The organism is Helicobacter sp. (genome assembly GCF_022511165.1).
Classification (GTDB): Bacteria; Campylobacterota; Campylobacteria; order Campylobacterales; family Helicobacteraceae; genus Helicobacter_C.
On the sequence record NZ_JAFLSB010000012.1, the window covers coordinates 1 to 17,973 of the forward strand.

A 17,973-nucleotide genomic window follows, 5' to 3' on the forward strand; every position below is an offset into this window, starting at 1 on the left:
ATTAGGCACGCCGCCAGCGTTCACTCTGAGCCAGGATCAAACTCTCCAAAAGAAAATGGAGAGTTGCATTCAATAGTAGAAGCAAACTCTCCAAAAAGTATTAGAGAAGCTTGAGCCAAAATAAAATCATAATGGCACAAACTCTCTAAACAAGGAGTTAAACAAAAAAGTTTATAAACTCCATTTATGGAGAATAAACTAATGGCATAACTCCATAAATAAAGCAAACTCTATATACATTTGGTATGTATTAAAGTCAGCTCTTCTTAAAGTTAAAGTTTGTCCTTCTCTTAGTGTTTTTCTATCACAAAGACTAGAGTTTGTAGATTTTATGTTTATAAAATTATAAAAACAAAATCCACTCAAAGTCATATTGAGTTGTAAGAATTAAACTAAGAAAACAAGTTTTTATTCTCTCTTGTATCAAAGAAATAAAACACTTCTTTTCTGCTTGGATGTCAAAGATCATACCAAATATAATCAGCCAAATAACTCTAAGCTCTCTTAAAAGCTAATAAACATTGATTATATTGATAAAGAACAGCCATAAGAATACTTTTATCTTTATTGATAGTTTTTAGGCATAAGTGTATGGTTTTAGTGTGTGAAAAAAACAAAAACCTCAAATAGCGAAAAACCTACAAGAATAGACAGAAGCTCATCAAATGGGAGTGAAATACTACATAATCAGGGCTTAAAGTAGGCTTAAGAGTAGATATGTTTGTAGGCTGATTTCCAACGTTTATGAAACCAAAACCAATCTTCAGGCTTAGCTCTTATGGCTTGCTCTATAATATATGCTTGAGCCTGTGTCGCTTCTTGTATATCCACTGCGCTCTCTTTGCTCTTAGCACAATAAATGGGCGGATAAAAACGCACCTCAAAGCTTTTGTAATCTTTATTGATACTAATCATCACCGGCACAATCCCCACATCAAAACGTCTTGAAAGCACAGAGGCAATAGTCGTATGTGTGGCTTTCTTACCAAAAAAATCAACCCATATCCCCTCGTTTTCAGAAATATTCTGATCAATAAGAATCCCCGCAACTGCATTATCACTGCTATAAAGCTTCAACAAATGCTTAAAGGCACCCTTTTTATCAATAAATTTGACTTTTTGTAATTCTCTCCTTGCAATAATCATTTGATTAATCGCATTAAAAGGTGTTAAGCGCCCTAAAGAAGCTGTATTGCACCACTTATAGCGAGGAGGTAAAATGCTTGCCATAGCTTCCCAATATCCATAATGTGCCGAAACAAGAACCGCGCCCTTATCTTTTTCTAATGTGTCTAAGAAATAATGCTCATCAACAAAAGAAAAAAGCGGCTCGTATTTCTCTTGAGGAATAAAAGGTAATCGTATAGTCTCAAGTATAACAAACGCAAAATTATCATAGCAAGTCTTTATGATATGGCATTTTTGTTCCTTGCTCATTTCTTCACCATATACAAAATCCAAATTTGCCTGTGCGTCTTTAAATCTCCTCCTATCAAAAATTCTCATCACAAAAGCCAAAGACTTAATATGCCACAAAAACAACCAGTGAGGCATTTTAGCAAGATAGAATCCTAAAGTATTGGCTATGATTTGAACGATTTTTGCCCAAAAATTCATTTTTTGCCCTCGCTTATAGCTTTGAGTATATCCCTTGCACTCGCACAAATCGCACTTGGGTTGATATGTGCAATAGAAAAATCATCTTTTTTATAGCTTGGATTCTCGCTCCCGTATAAAAAGCGATTATAGGGACTATTGAGCGCGAATCTTTGAGGGGGGGTATTACCATAGAGGCTAAGAGAGGCTCTTTGCATTGCCCACGCTAAATGCGTAACACCCGTATCCCCGCCAATAACTAAATCCACTTTTTGCATCAAAGCCTTAAGTATATCCATTGAGAGCAGAGGCAAGAGAATCACGCGCTCTTGCATAGCAAATTGCTCCTTGATATAATGCGCCTTATTTGTGCTATGATGTAGGAGCAAAAAGCGCACATAGGGATTTGTATCTAAAAGTTCTTGAATAACTTGCACAAATAAATCTGGCGGGTAGCTTTTAGATTCTAAACTCGCCTCAAGCACAAGTAATACATACAGGCAATGCCCCTTGTGTGCTTCTGCTTGCGCCTTTAATTCTACCAAGATATGTTCAATTTGCTCTTGTGCTTCCTTGCTCACACCAAAAGCTTTGGCACGAGAAGCGTAAAATGTCTCGCTCTCTTCTTGTTCTATCCCAAGTGCAGCACTTACAAGCGTGAGGTTGCGCTTTAAAATATGCTCACTATAAGGTATATGCACCTTATGTGTGTAGCACACACTTGCCACAGGCTCTTTGATAGAATCCCAAGCAAAACCCCAAAATTCATTTTTTTTAAGCATTGCTCCACAAAGGGCGGATTTGATTAGCCCCTGCATATCAATAAGTTTATCACAAGATTGCATATCTTTAAGCTGCTGTCTAATCTGTGGAAGTGCGCTGATACCACCCTTTTTAAGATTAATGCTTATAAGATTATCAATGCAAGGGCTATTCTCTAATATCGCAGCAAACATACTATCTACAATCCAATGCAAACACACACCTTGTGGATATATCTGTTGTAAATATGCTTTTACAAAAGGAAGAACGCACGCTCCAACAATCACATCACCCAAGCTTGAAAGGCGCAAGAAAGCAATATTTATAGGGGGGTGCTGTGCTTTCACTTCATTTTCCCCTAGATTCGGACAAACTCGATATGCAAAGGCTCAGGCTGATGAAGTTTTGTGATATTTTCTCGTGCAAGATACAAATCTGTGCTTGTGTAAATTTTTAAAGTTTTAGGCTTAATGTATTCATAACGAATCTGCGCATTCCCTTCACTGCGACAAATCGTCTCTGCAAGGGCAAGCATAAAGCTAAGCCACTGCAAACTAAGTAACTTTGGCATCATATCACTTATATGCCTAATGCTTTCATCTTGCGGAATCTTTTTTCCGCTATATTCTACAAGCAAACAAACACTCATTCGCTCTGTGTGCGAGAATCCATACTCTAGGGCATTAAGCAAAAAATACGACCCGTGATGCCCTGCATTATAAAAATTAAGAATCCGCCCAATGCTTGAGAGATATGAAGCAATATGAAGGAGTTTTTTGCACTGCTCATCAAGCTTGTGCATAGGAAAAAGAGCATCAAAAATCTTCAAAGATTCTCTGCGAGTCATCTCCGCATATCTCTTATCAAGCATAAAACGATCTTCTATCGCGCCAATGGAGGGATTAATGCCCTTAGGAAAAGTATTTTTATGTCCGCGCAGCAAATCGCTCAAATACACACCCTCACGCACACCTACACCACTTGCCACAATCTCTTTTGTATGAAAATGTGCAAGAAACATCTGCAAAATCAGCGCGCCACTACGAATATTATCGATTCTATCTGGTGGCACACCAATATCTGCAAGTTTATCTAATGGCGTATATGATACTTTTTCAAAAAATTTCATATTTTGCATAACATCAATTTCATAGCCGTGTATTTCCTCAATCGCATATTTTTTATTCTTCATAATCATTTTTGCCAAAGCGCGTATTGTGCCTCCCACGCCAAAAACACGATGATGCTTAAAATGCGGAGGAATATTTTTGAGTTGATTTTGTATGAAAGCAACCGCCCCTTTTATGTTATTTTTTTTATCAAAAAAAAGTTCTTTGAGGCGAATAGTCCCAATATCAAGCGAAATCAAATCAATAATCTTCCCCTCTTGTATCAGCGCGCATTCCGTGCTACCACCGCCTATATCAATCGTGATTCCATCTTTGTAATGTGAGAGATTAGCACAGGCTATACCCCCATAAAGTGCCTCCTTTTTGCCATCAATCACTTTTACTGAAAGCGCACACTCCCGCCTTGCCCTCTCCACAAATACAGACGCATTTGGCGCATCACGTAATGCAGAAGTCGCTACACAAAAGATTTTGCGACTTTTATGAGCTTTGGCGATTTGGACGAATTCTTTAAGGGCGCAAATAGCACGATCCATTGGGGCTTTGCCTAAAACCCCCCCAGATTGATAGCAACCCTCCGAAATACGCACTTTGCTTTTGGTTTCGTAAATCAAATGAAAAGCAAAACGCGAGGTTTTGCGGTAGATTGCCATACGAGCAGAATTTGAGCCAATGTCAATAACAGAAGTAATTTTTGACATTATTCCCCTTTTTGAAACATTTCAAACTTATACTTTAGCTCCTCGATGCTCTCAATATTATCAGGATCAGGCACAATCGCATCTACTGGGCATACAGATAAACAACTTGGCTCATCATAGCTCCCTACGCATTCAGTGCATATATCTGGGTCAATACTATAAATAGGATCCCCCTCCTCAATCGCACCATTAGGGCATTCCTCCGCACAAGAATCACAAGCAATACATTCATTATTAATCATCAAAGCCATTTTCTACTCCTAAAAAATATATGTTGCGATAAAACTACGATAAAATTTTGTATTAAAGCTAAATATCAGTTAAGCTTAACTTAATTTATGATTTTTAATCTCTAATCCATACATCAACCCCATATTCATCAGGGTGATTAGTGGCAATAATTTGTGTATTTGGCACAAGAGAGAGCAGTTCTTTAAAATAATCTTGAGGGATAAAAAGCATAGTTGCGCCACTAAAAATTGCCTTTTTTAATTCATCTTTGTTACTTACTGCAACTATCACATCGCATTCAAGTCGCCACGCAAAATGCAATAATTCTTTGAGTGTTTTGCCCTCTATGGGCGCAGCAGGGATAAACAGCATATCCGCACCAAAGAGAGCGGATTCTAGAATTTGATAAGATTCTAGAAATATATCTGCATAGATAATAGGCAAAGTGCTATGTCGGCGCAAAAGTGAAATAGATTCTAAAAGAAGCATATGCTCTTGCAAATGCGCACGCGAAGAGGTATATTGAGGGATAAAATCAAGCATATAAGCATCAAAATTGCCCGGCGCATTTTCTTCAAGCTTTGCACATTCATAAAGCAAAGAACTCCCCTCTATATGAGATTCTAAAATTATTCTTTTTGCTATTTTAGGGAGATAATGTGAATCTTGTGGGCAAGATGATGCAAAGGAAGTATAATGCTGTGTTTGTTCTTTGGATATTGATGTCTTTATTTGTGATACATCATTTTGTGCTTCATTTTGCATTTGACGCGCAAAAAAATCAGCCCTTATGCGCGGTAAATACGGACTATAAGCTAATGTGCGCCCTAATGTATCAAAATCTATGCTTGCTTTGCGCATCTTTAGATTTTCTTTTGCACACAAAAGCGCTTCCTTGCTCACCTGCCCTAATATCATATTTTCTTTTTTCATTTCCCTTTTTGCGTCCTTAAAATATTTTTTATATCATTTCTACCATTTATTCTATATGTTTTAATTCTGCATATTTTTGCGATTATACCCTAAGAATCCTTACCTCCAAACCTTAAGCCCCAATCTCCCAAATAGCCACACACAAGCACTCATTTAATATATTTGCTTATAATCACAAGCAATCTGCTCCGCTTTTACCTTATAAGCCTTGCAGATTCTATTCAACGCACCTTAAGGATTCTTTTGTGATACAATGCGCAATGATTGGTTATGGTTATTGGGGACGCAATGTCGCAAAAGCCTTGTTTCATAGCACACATTTTTGTCTTGTTAGTATTTTTGATAATGACAAAAATGCACAACAAGAAGCTTTACAAGATTATCAAGCCTTGCTCCAAAATCCACCAAAAGCCTTGCAAAAACACATCAAGCCATCTCTTATCATATATGAGAGCTATGAGGCAATTTTGCACGATAGCAAGATTGAGGCAATTTTTATCATCACGCCTCCGCACACACATTTTGCTCTTGCCAAAGCTGCCTTAGAATCTGCCAAACACACCTTTGTAGAAAAGCCTCTTACCACGCAAAGCTCACAAGCAAGGGCGCTCTATGAGTTGGCAGATTCACAAAATGTGCAACTCTATTGCGACCATATTTTTTTGCACTCCCCTGCAATTATGTATCTTAAATCCCACATACAAAGCTTTGGGGAGATTGTTTATATTAACGCGCGGCGCATTAATTTGGGGCTTTTTCAAAGCAATGTCGATGTGATTTGGGATTTGGCGATTCACGATTTAAGCATTATTGATTATCTTGTGGGGCTACATATTGAGGAAGTTTCTACTTTTGGGGCAAAATATCTCAATTATCCAAATGATGCTCTTGCTAATATCAATCTCCGCTTACATAATGGCATCATCATTACGCTTAATCTCTCGTGGTTAAGCCCTATTAAAGTGCGTGAGATGATTATTGGTGGGAGCAAAAAAACAGCTATTTATGATGAGACAAAACGCGATAAAATCACGCTTTTTGATACCGGTGTAGTGATAAAAGATACTTTTGATAAAACAAGCCTCTATCAAAAAATGATTGAATATAAGCTTGGTGAGCAGTTTAGTCCCACCTTGCCCCAAAGTATGCCACTTGATAATTCTATTGCTCATTTTGCTGCTTGTATTAGGGGTAAAAATAAAGAATCTAAAAACGATAAAGCCCACGTGTTGCGAGTGATTGAAGCCATAGAGCGCATCAGTTTGGCAAAGATTCCACTATGCTAAAACTCATTTGTAATATTTCTTTATGCGATGTGATGTAGGCATTAAGCTCTGCTAAGGTAAGTTTGCTTATTTGTTCAAGCTCTTTTTTATGATAATCTAAGGGCAATCCCTTAAAATAATTCATAAATTTTGTATTTAAGCGCGAAGTGAGTTTTTCCTCTCGCAATGGCTCACTGCCGAGCAAAAATGCCTTTGCCGCACTTAATTCCTCCTCTGTTGCACCCTTTGCAATAAAATTATTGACTACTTCTTTAACGACATTTATTGCCTCATCTTTATTTTCAAGTTTTGTTTGCAAATGCCCACTCGCATAATCCGCTGCACCACCCACACTAATATATAAAGAAGCCGAATAAGCAAGTCCTCTTTTGACGCGCACTTCTTCCATTATGCGTGAGCCAAAGCCACTCCCACCGAGTATAAAACTCATTACTTTTGCAATATAATTTTTCTCTTTATCTTTCACATCAAAGGGTGCGCCAAAATAAATAAAGGCTTGTTCTGTGCTTTTTTGCACAACCATAGAATCTGCCTGCTTTGCCACTTCAAAATGCAGCTTTTGCTTTGCTTCTCCAAGGGGGAGAGACTGCAGGGTATGGGTGAGTTTTGCTTTTATTTTTTCTTCTTGCATATCTCCACCAGCAACAATAATAAGACGATTAAGAACAAGATTGCGTGCTAAAAAATCTTCAACATCTTTAAGCTTTATAGATTCTACACTTGCCTTATCTCCACTCAAAGGAATCGCTAAAGGTGTGCCTTTAAAAAGAATCTTATTGAGATTTTTTTCTGCTACATCATCAAAATCGCTCTCATCTCGTGCAAGCTTGCTAAGACTTAAAGCCCTCACTTTTTCAAGACTCTCTTGGGTAAGATTTGGACCACTTAAAAGCATTGCAAGAAGGCGCAAACTCTCATCTTCAAACTCCTTCAAATAAGATATATCAAATCTCAAAGTCTGCAGTCCCGCACTTGCATACAAATCGATAGCCTTGCTCTCTAATTTATCTGCAAATGCCACACTCCCTAGCTCTTTTGTGCCTTCATTAAGAATCCTTGCACTTATAGAAGCAAGTCCTGCAATCTCACTATCCGCACTCCCTCCCATAAATACAAGCTCTATGCTGCCCACAGGGAGATGTGTGTTTTGCTCAAAAATAAATGGCACCTGCACATTGTGTATGTTAATATACTCCACTTTGTTTGTATTCTTTTGCGCTTTGCTCATATCATAATTCTTTAGCTCTACCCCATTTTTATTCTGCGCACCCATAGCATCTCCTACACATAATATCAACATCGCAAAATATACACAAACACGCCTCATTCATATCGCTCCAAAATCTCATAAGCCGTATTGCGCTTAGCAGGGAGTGAACCAATATCTTTTATAAGCGTTATCATCTCTTGGGCATTCATAGAATTACACACACCCGCGGAAGAGACAACATTTTCCTCCATCATTGTACTCCCTAAATCATTTGCACCAAAAAGCAAAGCGAGTTGCCCGATATATGAGCCTTGCGTAACCCAAGAGCTTTGGATATTCTTAAAATTATCAAGATAGATTCTACTACAAGCCAAAAGGCGCAAATATCGATTTGAAGAGGCTTTATGGATGTGTGGCATTTCTTTTTGTAAGGGAGTATTATCTGGCTGAAAACTCCATAAAATAAACGCCCTAAACCCACCAAATTCATCTTGCAAATCACGCAATACTCGCCAATGTGCGACAATATCCTCATCATCTTCAACACTGCCAAACATCATTGTAGCCGTGCTTTTCATACCAATACGATGCGCCTCCCTATGCACTTCTAACCATTCTTTAGTATCAAGCTTTTTAGGCGCAATAATATCTCTTACTCTATCGCTTAAAATTTCAGCTCCTGCTCCGGGTATGGAGGAAAGCCCTGCTTTTTGCAGTCTTTGCAACACTTCTGGAATAGAGATTTTAGATACTTTTGCAATATAATTCACTTCAATCGCTGAAAAGCCGTGAATGGTAATCATAGGGTATTTTTGTGCGATATGTGAGACAAGCTCTTCATACCATTCTATTTTGAGTTTAGGATGCACCCCACCTTGAAAGAGAATCTGCGTGCCACCAATAGCTAGAAGTTCATCAATTTTTTTATCAATTTCTTCAAAACTCAAAATATATACGCCATCTTCACCTACTTTGCGTTTGAAAGCGCAAAACTTGCAATCCACCCAACAAATATTGGTGTAATTGATGTTTCTATCAATGACAAAGGTTGTAATATTTTCAGGGTGAAGATGCGTTTTTATCGCACTCGCCCTCATTCCTAGCTCACGCAAAGATGCGTTTTTCATTAAATCCAAAATCTCTTCATCACTTATGCGCTGTGTTTGTGGTGCATTGCTCATTCTTGCTCCTTTAATATGAAATCTTAGAATCTCGTTCCCATTGTGAATTCAAAACGTGATGTTCTGTCATTAGGCTGAGGATTGATGGGTTGAGGGAATACAAGCACAATAGGTCCCATAGGACTTATCCATTCAATCGCTGCACCCCAAGAAGAGCGTGTGGTATCACTCAAATCATTCATTCCTATCATTCCATAATCTGCAAAAAGGGCTAAACGCATTTGTGCTTTCTCTAATATGCCATAGCTTAATTCCACAGAATGCGTCATCATATAATTCCCCCCGATACGAATCCTCCCGCTAGGGTCTCTAGGGGTAAGTGAGCTGACTTGATAGCCTCTCACGCTTGAAATACCCCCCATATAAAACTTTGAGGTAATAGGCACATAGCCGTGCTCAAAAATCGCCCCCGCCTGTGTTTTATAACGTGCAATCAAATCAATCCCAAAGAGGGATTTGAGATGATAATACAATGCCATTTTGCCATAAACTTTGGTATATTTTTCATCTCCACCAACCCCAGCATATTCCACATACGCCGAGATAATCGCCCCATTTTTAGGGAAATAGTAATCATCAGTGTTATCAAAGTAAATGCCCGGAGAAATAGCAGATTTCAGCGGTCTATCAATGGTAAGATAGGTTTTATAGATTTGCTCTAAAGTACTATCGTAAAAATCCACCACACGCGTAGTAGAAATCGTATAGCCAAGAGAAGCCCTCAAAGTATTTGTGAGCAATCGCCCCGCGGTAATCGTGCTTCCTGTGGTTTGCTCCCTATAGTCCCAATTCCAATACAAAGAGTGAAACACACTTGCAGAAAGGCTATATTGGGAATCAAGCACGCGAGGGTTACTCAAAGTGAGATTGACTAATTGCCTACGATAGCTCCAATCCGCATAAAGCTGCCCACTTTGCCCGGTGCCAAAAAGATTGCGTTCTCTAATAGAAGCATTAACCATTAGCTTATCATAGCTCCCATAGCCTAAACCAAACATCAACTCGCCTGTGCGTGCCTCCTCAAGACTCACAAGCAAATCCATAGAATCTTCGCTCACTCTTCGCTCATCAATTTGCACTTTATTAAAATAACCAAGCCTTCTTAATGCGTTTTCAGATTCTTTAAGAAAGGAGAGTTTGTAGGTATCGCCCGGTGCCAAAAGCAGTTCACGCCGTATGATTCTATCGGCGGTGCGTGTATTTCCAGAAATAATCACATCATTAATCTTAACTTTCTGTCCTACTTGTATGATATATAGCACCTTGACTTCTGCATTTTGTGCATCTTTGTCTAAATCAGGATTCACGCGCACAAAAGCATAGCCCAAATCAGCAATTTTTTGGCGGATATTTTCCACATCTTCGCGCACTTCCTCGATATTAAAATATGTATTTTTTTTGACTTTAAGAATCTTCCTTAGCTCCGTTTCTTCAATCACAGGCACTTGCAAGATAATAGAAATACCAGAAACCTTATACCTCTCCCCCTCGCTAATTTTGTAATATAAATTTGCGCTATAATCGCTAAAATTCGCATCCAAAAAGGCTTGAGAAACGCTCGCATCTAAGAATCCTTTGCGCATATAGGCATCTTGGATTCTTGCATTATCATATTCTAAATCCGCTAATTTGAGCTTGCCATTATTGCGCCCCCATAGCCAACCCATAAATTGCTTTTGCCTATTTGCGCTTAGCTCCTCTAACTCTTTGACTTTAAGCTTTTCTCGCCCGTCATAAGTGGCATTTTTGATAATAATATTCTCGCCTTGATTGACATTAAAAATAATCGCATACGCGCTATCATCGCCGACTTTATCAATAGTAGTCTCCACCACCGTGCCATAATAGCCCTGATATTCTAAAATCGTGCGTATAATGGTTTTTGCGCGTGAAAGTTTTGTCTCATCATAACTATCACCCTTTTTAATGCCTATTTGAGAATAAAGTGTTTCTTTCTCTTGCTCACTTCCATAGCCTTTAATCTCCACACTTGCTATTTTTGGCTTCTGCCTCACATAAAAAGTCAAAATCCCTTGCTTAAAGTCCGCATATACATCTTCAAAATAGCCTTGTGAGTAAAGCGCAACCACTGCCTTATCAATTTTGGCAATATCAGGCTTATCTCCGCTCTTAATGCCCACAATCTCATCGGCAAGGACATTTGAAATAGCATTCAAGCCTTCATATCTTATTTCTTTTACTTCGCCAATCTCTTTAGCATATAATAGATTAAAACATAAAAGCACGCATAAAAAGATTTTTTTCATTAAATCCCTTGAATCTTGCTAAAATAAAATACAACATAAACGCGCGATTATATTAAAACTTATCTAACATACCAACAAATTCCGCGCAAAATGCGCTAACCCACAAAGGCTTATAAAAATTTCTGCAAGGTATTCGCGTGAGCCATAAATGCTTCAAGCCCATTATAATCATCATTTTCTAAGAGATGCTTTGCCTCATCAAATTTAGCTTGAAAATGCGCCATTGCTTCAAGCACATTGGCTTTATTTTGCTTAAAAACATCTTTCCACATTAATGGTGAGCTTTTTGAGATTCTGCTCATTGAGCGGAATCCTCCTCCAACAAGTGCGAGAATGGTTTGTGGATCTTCTTGAGCTAAAGTCGCATTAGCAAGGGCATAACTAATAATATGTGGCATATGTGAAATAAGTGCAATATGTTTATCGTGTTCTACGGAGGACATTTTAAGAATCTTCATTCCAATGCCAATAAAAATATCTTTTGCAATCTCAACTTGATATGTGCCACTTTGCCCCACATCTGTAAGAATAACAATGCCATTTTTATAAAGCTCACCAAAGGCTGCTTTTGGTCCAAAAAATTCCGTGCCGCACATAGGGTGCGCACCAACAAAATTTGCCCTTAACCAAGAGGGAAGGCTTGAGAGGATTTGCACCTTTGCCCCACCCACATCAATGAGTGTTGTCTTTTGCCCTATCATATCAGGCTTAAGAGTGTTTATAAGCTCAATAATACCATCAACAGGCACACTCAAAAATACAACATCGCATTGCCATACCTCATTTAATTCCACACATTCATCAACCAAGCCTAGATTCAAAGCTTGTTGGGCGTGTATGGGATTATTATCATAACCCAAAATGCGCGTGATAGGTGTGTTATTGATTTGCTTAAGCTCTTTGAGTGCTAGCCCCATAGAGCCACCCATAAGCCCCAAGCCTATGATTGCTATTTTCATTTCTGCTCCTTTTGTTTTGATGATTGCTGCCAAAGTTTTACTATACTTGCAAGAAATACACACGCACTCTCGCTACGCAAAATACCACTATGATTTAAACTTAGAATCTTATCACATTGTGTTCGCTCTTGTGAGCTAAATCCTCCCTCTGCTCCAACCATTATCCTTATTTCATTTTCTGCTTTTTTATAGAAAATCTCACCTAAGTTTTCAAAAGATTCTAGTGATTTGGGCTTAAAAGTGCATATATCTTCCCCACCAAAATCAAAGGCATAAAAGGGTGCATAAAGCTTATATATCTCATCAAAACTCTTATATACTTCAAGCTCCATTAACGAATCTCGTCCGCATTGCTGACAGGATTGTATAAGAATTTTGCGCATTCTCTCAAGTGAAAGCTTAAATTGTCGTTGCGAAAATTGCGCATAAAAAAAGCTAATGCGCCCCACGCCTAGCTCATTAAGCATAGGAAGTGTTTTTTCGATGATTTTTGGCTCAATCACTGCCCAAAGCAAATGAAAAAAAAGTGGAGAATCTTGATAGGATTTATTTGATAAGGTGCTTATGGGAAGCAAGGAATCTGTGCTTTTTTTGCCAAAATCTAGCTCTACAATCGCATATTTTTTTTGCACCTGTGCTATGGTATAGACATAAAGGCATTTATCTTGCAGATTACGCATATTTAGCTTATCGCCAATTTGGAATCTGCGCACTTTAAAAAGATAATTAAAATCTTCATCACTGAGCTTAAGAGGGGATTCTCCAGCATTTTGATGATACAAAAATTGCATTAGGCAAACCACAAAAGTAAGGCAAAAAAGACTAAATCAAGTATGTAAAGTATTTTGGAAAATCTCACATAACTTTGCATTGCGGCAAGATTAGTGCGTCTAGCGACTTTTAGAATCTTTATACGAAATATCTCCCCCACCAACACAAAAAGACAAAAAGTAATCATTCCAATGAGACTAAGACTTAGCTCAATATGCCCAAATGCCCATAGATTCACGCCACTTAGCACCGCCACAGAGAGGAGAAAAAAGGTAATAGGTGCAATAAACCATATTTTTTTATTCATTGCCACAAGATTGCGTGAGCCAAAAAAAAGCACAAGAAGATTCAAAACAAAAGGAAGAGCGAAAAAATAGGCAAAAATTTTATGATAGAGTAAAAGGCTCATATAGGTTTCTTGCAAGGTAAGAGAGTCAAATTCCTGCATCATTCCTCCTTGATTGATGATTAACTTTAGTAGTTTATTATCACTTAAAATTTTTAACCCAAAGTATGAACGAAAGGATACCCTATCAAATCACAAGCTGTCATCTTGCTTAATATGGGCGCACCAAATAGTCTTTTTGAAGTTGAGAACTTTTTAAAAAATATCTTTAATGACCCTTTGATTTTGGATATAAAAAGCAACTTTGTAAGAAAGATGTTAGCGAGTTTTATCACTCATAAACGCCTAGAAGATGTAAAAAAAAATTATGAACTTATCGGTGGCAAATCTCCTCTTTTTGAACATACTCTTAAGCTTGTCAATAAACTCAATGCTTTTGATTCAGAGCGGCTCTATACTTATGCGATGCGCTACACACCGCCTTTTGCTTATAATGTCTTACAAGATTTGCAACGGCAAAACATAGAATCCATAGTGTTTTTTAGCCTTTATCCACAATTTTCTTTTTCCACCATTCACTCCTCTCTCCTTGATGCAAGAGCGGCATTAGAGCAGCTTGCTTTTAGCCCCACATTGAAAGAAATTTCACATTATCATACTCACCCGCATTATATTGATTGTATCGTGCAGAGTGTGCAGGAATGCTTAGGCAAAGATGATCCCAAAGATTTTATACTTCTTTTATCGGCACACGGACTCCCACAAGCGCGAGTGGATAAGGGCGATCCTTATGAGGAACAATGCAAAGAGAATAAAACCGTTTTAGAATCTGCCCTCGCCCAAAGAGGCATTGTTTTTAAAAAAATGATTTTAGGCTATCAATCAAAAGTTGGACCTATGAAATGGCTAGGACCAAGCACGGAGCAATGTATTACCCAATACAAGAATCATAAAATGATTGTATATCCACTCTCATTCACCCTCGATAATTCCGAGACTGAATATGAGCTTAAAATTCTCTATGCAGGGGTGGCTCAAAAGCTAGGGGTGCCGGAATATCGTGTGTGTAAATGTTTTAATGATAGCGATAGTTTTGCCCGCACCATTATACATATCATTCAAGAAGGAATATAAATGAAAAAAATCGTTATGCAAGGGATTTTTGCTACTTTTATTGTTTTACTCTGTGGTTGTGATGATGAGCAAGTAAAAATTTCAACTCACACAAAAGATAAATCTCATCTCATTGAACAAGCTGAAAATAGGGATAAATCAAGCTATGCTGGACTAGAAGATGTATTTTTAGATACCAAACATCTCTATACACAAGATGCGGATAATAAACTCACTCTCTTTATTTTTGCTAAAAATAATTGCCTCTATTGTGATAAACTTAAAGATGATATTGCAAATGATAATGCGCTCAAATCAATGCTTCAGGCGCATTTTTTACCCGACTATATCAACACAAGCTACACCAAAAAGCATATTCTTCATAAAGGTGAGGATACCCAAACTATCCCTACTTTTAACCTTATGGAATTTTATGTCAAATCCCCTATGCGCCCCACACCTACGCTTGTTTTTGTGGATAGAGAAGGCAAAAGTATTTATGAATTACCCGGTTATCTCCCCAAAGATCAAATGCTAAAACTCTATACCTATATGGCAAATGGCGCGTGGAAAGGCAAAGATGAAAAACAAATCATTATGGATATAAACAAGGAGCTTTAATGAACATCTTAAAGAATCTTTTTTGCTCAATAAAGGTTGTTCTTGTACTCATAGGCATATATGCGATTGCTTGTGCGATTGCAACTTTTATTGAAAAGTTTGATGGCACAATGGCTGCACGATACTATGTATATGATGCCTTTTGGTTTGAAATCGTGCATATATGGCTTGCAGCCTCTCTCATTGGGTGCTTTATTACTTCAAAAGCGTGGGAGAGAAAGAAATATGCTTCTTTACTGCTGCATTCCTCTTTTATTGTGATTATTATTGGCGCGGGAATCACGCGATATTTTGGTTTTGAGGGTATTATGAGCTTACGCGAGGGGGAGAGTGCAAATCTCATTAGAACCAATGAGCATTATATTTTTATACACGTTAAAGACCCTCAAGGCAATGTAGAGTATGCGCAGATTCCAACTTATATTAATGATAAAATAAATCAATCTATCAATCAAAATATCAGTCTTTTTGACAAAACCTTACATATTCACACAAACGAGATTGAGAACAATGCAAATATATTTAAACTCAATGCCCAAGTGAGCTTTTTAGATGATACTTTTGATACATTTATTTTGAGAAGGGGTGATGAAGCACCCACAAAAGATACCATTACAATGCTTGAATCTAATGGCTATCGTATTTTTTTGGCGTGGGGGACTGACCATATCCAACTCCCTTTTAGTATAAAACTGCAAAAATTTGAGCTTGAGCGCTATCCGGGCTCAAATTCTCCTGCCTCATACGCTTCGCAAGTAGAAGTGCTTGATGGGCAAAATCCCCCTATGCCTTTTCGAATCTTTATGAACAATGTGCTTGATTATGGCGGGTATCGCTTTTTCCAATCCTCTTATGATATGGACGAGCAAGGCTCAATCCTCTCTGTAAATAGAGACCCCGGCAAGAATCCCACCTACATAGGCTATGCTATGCTAATACTTGGTGTAATTTGGCTACTTTTTGATAAAAATGGACGTTTTCAAGCATTGGGGAGATTCCTCAAAACGCAACAAACCTTTTGTCTTGGGCTATGTATTGCCCTAGCAACGCTTACTTTGCCATATAGCCTTCACGCACAACAAGATTCTACTTTATCTCAAACCTCACAAGAACCGCCCCAAGCCCCCCTACCCCAAAAGAATGAAGAAGCCCTCAAAAGCGCCATAGAAAGCTTTGAGGCAATAAGCGGAGCATTTGATAGAATCTTGATGCAAGATTTTGGCGGACGCATAAAACCTGTTCATACACTTGCTAATGAATATATCCAAAAAATCACGCAGCAATCACGATTTTGGGGATTTGATTCTACACAAGTCTTTTTAGGTATGCTCTTTTTCCCCGATGAAATGCAGCACTTACAAATGATAGCGACTAAAAGTCCTAAATTGCGTGAGATTTTGGGTGTGAGTGAGGATCAAAAATATATTGCTTTTGCTGATGTCTTTTTTGATGGACAATATCTCTTACAAAACTATGTTGAAGAAGCAAATCTCAAAAGCCCTGCTTTGCGAGATGTATTTGAAAAAGATGTGATAAGTGTTGATGAGCGCATTAATTATGCCTTTCTTATCTATAACAAAGGATATGCTCTTCGAATCTTCCCCGATGATAAGGCTGAAAATAACCAATGGTTTTCTCCGCTTGATGCCATAGGTGCTGCTGTCGCACAAGAAGATATGGCAAAGGCAACCAAACTTTTAGAAATATATAAAAATTTTGTAGATGGTGTGCAACTTGGGCTTGAAAACAATCAATGGGACAAAGCTTTGCAGGCTATACAAGCCATACAGCAATATCAACAAGAACACGGCGCATCTGTGATTATATCAAACTCAAAAATAGATTCTGAAATTTTGCTCAATACCTACAATCCCTTCTCTCAACTTACTTTCCCTTATTTGCTTATTAGCATCGTATTGTTTATTCTTGTGCTAAGCGCTATTCTTAAAAATAAACCCTTACACTCACTCTTGTATAAAGTCTTTTATGCCCTGTTCCTTGTGCTTTTTATCATTCACACGGCTGCGTTGATTTTGCGTTGGTATGTGAGCGGACACGCCCCGTGGAGCAATGCCTATGAATCAATGCTCTATATTGCGTGGGCGGCGATTGTTTCTGGTGTAATCTTTTTTAGACGCTCAAATCTTGCGCTTTGTGCCGCAAGCTTTTTGGCAGGTATCACACTTTTTGTCGCACATCTTGGTTCTATGGATCCACAAATTGGCAATCTCGTGCCTGTGCTTAAGTCCTATTGGCTCAATATCCACGTCTCTGTTATTACAGCAAGTTATGGATTTTTGGGACTTTGCTTTATGTTAGGACTGATTACACTTTTAATGTTTATCCTAAGAAGCCCACTTTTGCCCATTAAAGATGTATCAAGGCAAAATATCATAAGCTCTATCCTCTCACTTAGTGCGCTTAATGAAATGGCGATGATTCTAGGCTTATTTTTGCTTACCGTGGGTAATTTCTTAGGCGGTGTATGGGCAAATGAATCGTGGGGGCGATATTGGGGCTGGGATTCTAAAGAAACTTGGGCGCTTATTAGCATTGGCGTGTATGCAATCATTCTGCATCTGCGTTTTGTATTTACGCGCAACTTCCCCTTTATTTTTGCAAGTGCATCAGTGCTTGGCTTTTTCTCGGTGCTTATGACATATTTTGGAGTGAATTACTATCTCTCTGGAATGCACAGCTACGCCGCAGGAGAAGCTGCACCTATACCATTGTGGCTCAAACTCATTGTGCCAAGTATTTTTGTGCTAATTTTTATTGCAAGTAGGAATAGGCAGCTTGATATGCCTAAAATATCTTAAATGTCTTATTTTAGGCACTTTTAGAATATTTATTCATAAGAGAAATA

Annotated in this window: 15 protein-coding genes; 4 read left to right on the forward strand and 11 right to left on the reverse strand. The window is 38.2% G+C overall.

Annotated elements, in window-relative coordinates; genetic code table 11:
* Nucleotides 1-705: 705 nt before the first annotated feature.
* The 5 genes from J1E28_RS02920 to J1E28_RS02940 all read right to left on the reverse strand — a co-directional run bounded on the left by J1E28_RS02920 (nucleotide 706) and on the right by J1E28_RS02940 (nucleotide 5,353).
* A complete protein-coding gene (locus tag J1E28_RS02920; protein WP_291026464.1) occupies nucleotides 706-1,617 on the reverse strand; it encodes a lipid A biosynthesis lauroyl acyltransferase in 912 nt (303 codons plus the stop codon).
* Nucleotides 1,614-2,705, reverse strand: coding sequence for a lipopolysaccharide heptosyltransferase I (waaC, locus tag J1E28_RS02925; protein ID WP_291026465.1), 1,092 nt, complete (start codon nucleotides 2,703-2,705; stop codon nucleotides 1,614-1,616). The genes J1E28_RS02920 and waaC overlap by 4 nt, the downstream gene beginning before the upstream one ends.
* An 11-nt stretch (nucleotides 2,706-2,716) precedes the next feature.
* On the reverse strand, nucleotides 2,717-4,189 hold the full coding sequence (locus J1E28_RS02930) for a Ppx/GppA phosphatase family protein (protein ID WP_291026466.1): 1,473 nt from the start codon (nucleotides 4,187-4,189) through the stop codon (nucleotides 2,717-2,719).
* Nucleotides 4,189-4,440, reverse strand: coding sequence for a YfhL family 4Fe-4S dicluster ferredoxin (locus J1E28_RS02935; protein ID WP_291026467.1), 252 nt, complete (start codon nucleotides 4,438-4,440; stop codon nucleotides 4,189-4,191). Before J1E28_RS02935 ends, J1E28_RS02930 begins: the two co-directional genes overlap by 1 nt.
* A 94-nt stretch (nucleotides 4,441-4,534) precedes the next feature.
* Nucleotides 4,535-5,353 (reverse strand): indole-3-glycerol phosphate synthase, encoded by an 819-nt coding sequence (locus tag J1E28_RS02940; protein ID WP_291026468.1) that lies wholly within the window; start codon nucleotides 5,351-5,353, stop codon nucleotides 4,535-4,537.
* Between the two features lie 245 nt (nucleotides 5,354-5,598).
* Between J1E28_RS02940 and J1E28_RS02945 the strand changes: the two genes are divergently transcribed.
* The gene (locus tag J1E28_RS02945) at nucleotides 5,599-6,639 is read left to right on the forward strand and encodes a Gfo/Idh/MocA family oxidoreductase (protein ID WP_291026469.1); all 1,041 of its coding nucleotides are present in this window, start codon (nucleotides 5,599-5,601) and stop codon (nucleotides 6,637-6,639) included.
* Here the strand turns inward: J1E28_RS02945 and J1E28_RS02950 are convergent.
* The 6 genes from J1E28_RS02950 to J1E28_RS02975 form a co-directional block, all read right to left on the reverse strand.
* Nucleotides 6,611-7,912, reverse strand: a complete 1,302-nt coding sequence (locus J1E28_RS02950; protein ID WP_291026470.1) for a pitrilysin family protein — start codon at nucleotides 7,910-7,912, stop codon at nucleotides 6,611-6,613. The two genes, J1E28_RS02945 and J1E28_RS02950, sit on opposite strands and share 29 nt — an antisense overlap.
* A 50-nt stretch (nucleotides 7,913-7,962) precedes the next feature.
* Nucleotides 7,963-9,030, reverse strand: coding sequence for a dehypoxanthine futalosine cyclase (locus J1E28_RS02955; RefSeq protein WP_291026471.1), 1,068 nt, complete (start codon nucleotides 9,028-9,030; stop codon nucleotides 7,963-7,965).
* Nucleotides 9,031-9,053: 23 nt separating this feature from the next.
* Nucleotides 9,054-11,297: an outer membrane protein assembly factor BamA gene (bamA, locus tag J1E28_RS02960; protein WP_291026472.1), complete on the reverse strand. Its 2,244-nt coding sequence runs from the start codon at nucleotides 11,295-11,297 to the stop codon at nucleotides 9,054-9,056.
* Between the two features lie 110 nt (nucleotides 11,298-11,407).
* Entirely contained in the window at nucleotides 11,408-12,256 is an 849-nt protein-coding gene (locus J1E28_RS02965; RefSeq protein WP_291026473.1) for a prephenate dehydrogenase, read from the reverse strand.
* Nucleotides 12,253-13,047: a 16S rRNA (uracil(1498)-N(3))-methyltransferase gene (locus J1E28_RS02970; RefSeq protein WP_291026474.1), complete on the reverse strand. Its 795-nt coding sequence runs from the start codon at nucleotides 13,045-13,047 to the stop codon at nucleotides 12,253-12,255. Before J1E28_RS02970 ends, J1E28_RS02965 begins: the two co-directional genes overlap by 4 nt.
* Nucleotides 13,047-13,475: a hypothetical protein gene (locus J1E28_RS02975; protein ID WP_291026475.1), complete on the reverse strand. Its 429-nt coding sequence runs from the start codon at nucleotides 13,473-13,475 to the stop codon at nucleotides 13,047-13,049. Before J1E28_RS02975 ends, J1E28_RS02970 begins: the two co-directional genes overlap by 1 nt.
* A gap of 102 nt (nucleotides 13,476-13,577) precedes the next feature.
* On the opposite strand from J1E28_RS02975, the gene hemH reads away from it, so the two are divergent.
* The 3 genes from hemH to ccsA are packed head-to-tail and all read left to right on the forward strand — an operon-like array spanning nucleotide 13,578 to nucleotide 17,926.
* Nucleotides 13,578-14,507, forward strand: coding sequence for a ferrochelatase (gene hemH / locus J1E28_RS02980; protein WP_291026539.1), 930 nt, complete (start codon nucleotides 13,578-13,580; stop codon nucleotides 14,505-14,507).
* Entirely contained in the window at nucleotides 14,508-15,107 is a 600-nt protein-coding gene (locus J1E28_RS02985; RefSeq protein WP_291026477.1) for a thioredoxin fold domain-containing protein, read from the forward strand.
* Nucleotides 15,107-17,926: a cytochrome c biogenesis protein CcsA gene (ccsA, locus tag J1E28_RS02990; protein ID WP_291026479.1), complete on the forward strand. Its 2,820-nt coding sequence runs from the start codon at nucleotides 15,107-15,109 to the stop codon at nucleotides 17,924-17,926. The genes J1E28_RS02985 and ccsA overlap by 1 nt, the downstream gene beginning before the upstream one ends.
* Nucleotides 17,927-17,973: the final 47 nt, after the last annotated feature.

Coding starts and splice junctions, on each gene's coding strand:
- J1E28_RS02920 (WP_291026464.1), bottom strand. CDS start 1,617: ATGAATTTTTGGGCAAAAATCGTTCAAATCATAGCCAATACTTTAGGA.
- J1E28_RS02930 (WP_291026466.1), bottom strand. CDS start 4,189: ATGTCAAAAATTACTTCTGTTATTGACATTGGCTCAAATTCTGCTCGT.
- J1E28_RS02935 (WP_291026467.1), bottom strand. CDS start 4,440: ATGGCTTTGATGATTAATAATGAATGTATTGCTTGTGATTCTTGTGCG.
- J1E28_RS02940 (WP_291026468.1), bottom strand. CDS start 5,353: ATGAAAAAAGAAAATATGATATTAGGGCAGGTGAGCAAGGAAGCGCTT.
- J1E28_RS02950 (WP_291026470.1), bottom strand. CDS start 7,912: ATGGGTGCGCAGAATAAAAATGGGGTAGAGCTAAAGAATTATGATATG.
- J1E28_RS02955 (WP_291026471.1), bottom strand. CDS start 9,030: ATGAGCAATGCACCACAAACACAGCGCATAAGTGATGAAGAGATTTTG.
- bamA (WP_291026472.1), bottom strand. CDS start 11,297: ATGAAAAAAATCTTTTTATGCGTGCTTTTATGTTTTAATCTATTATAT.
- J1E28_RS02965 (WP_291026473.1), bottom strand. CDS start 12,256: ATGAAAATAGCAATCATAGGCTTGGGGCTTATGGGTGGCTCTATGGGG.
- J1E28_RS02970 (WP_291026474.1), bottom strand. CDS start 13,047: ATGCAATTTTTGTATCATCAAAATGCTGGAGAATCCCCTCTTAAGCTC.
- J1E28_RS02975 (WP_291026475.1), bottom strand. CDS start 13,475: ATGCAGGAATTTGACTCTCTTACCTTGCAAGAAACCTATATGAGCCTT.
- J1E28_RS02985 (WP_291026477.1), top strand. CDS start 14,508: ATGAAAAAAATCGTTATGCAAGGGATTTTTGCTACTTTTATTGTTTTA.
- ccsA (WP_291026479.1), top strand. CDS start 15,107: ATGAACATCTTAAAGAATCTTTTTTGCTCAATAAAGGTTGTTCTTGTA.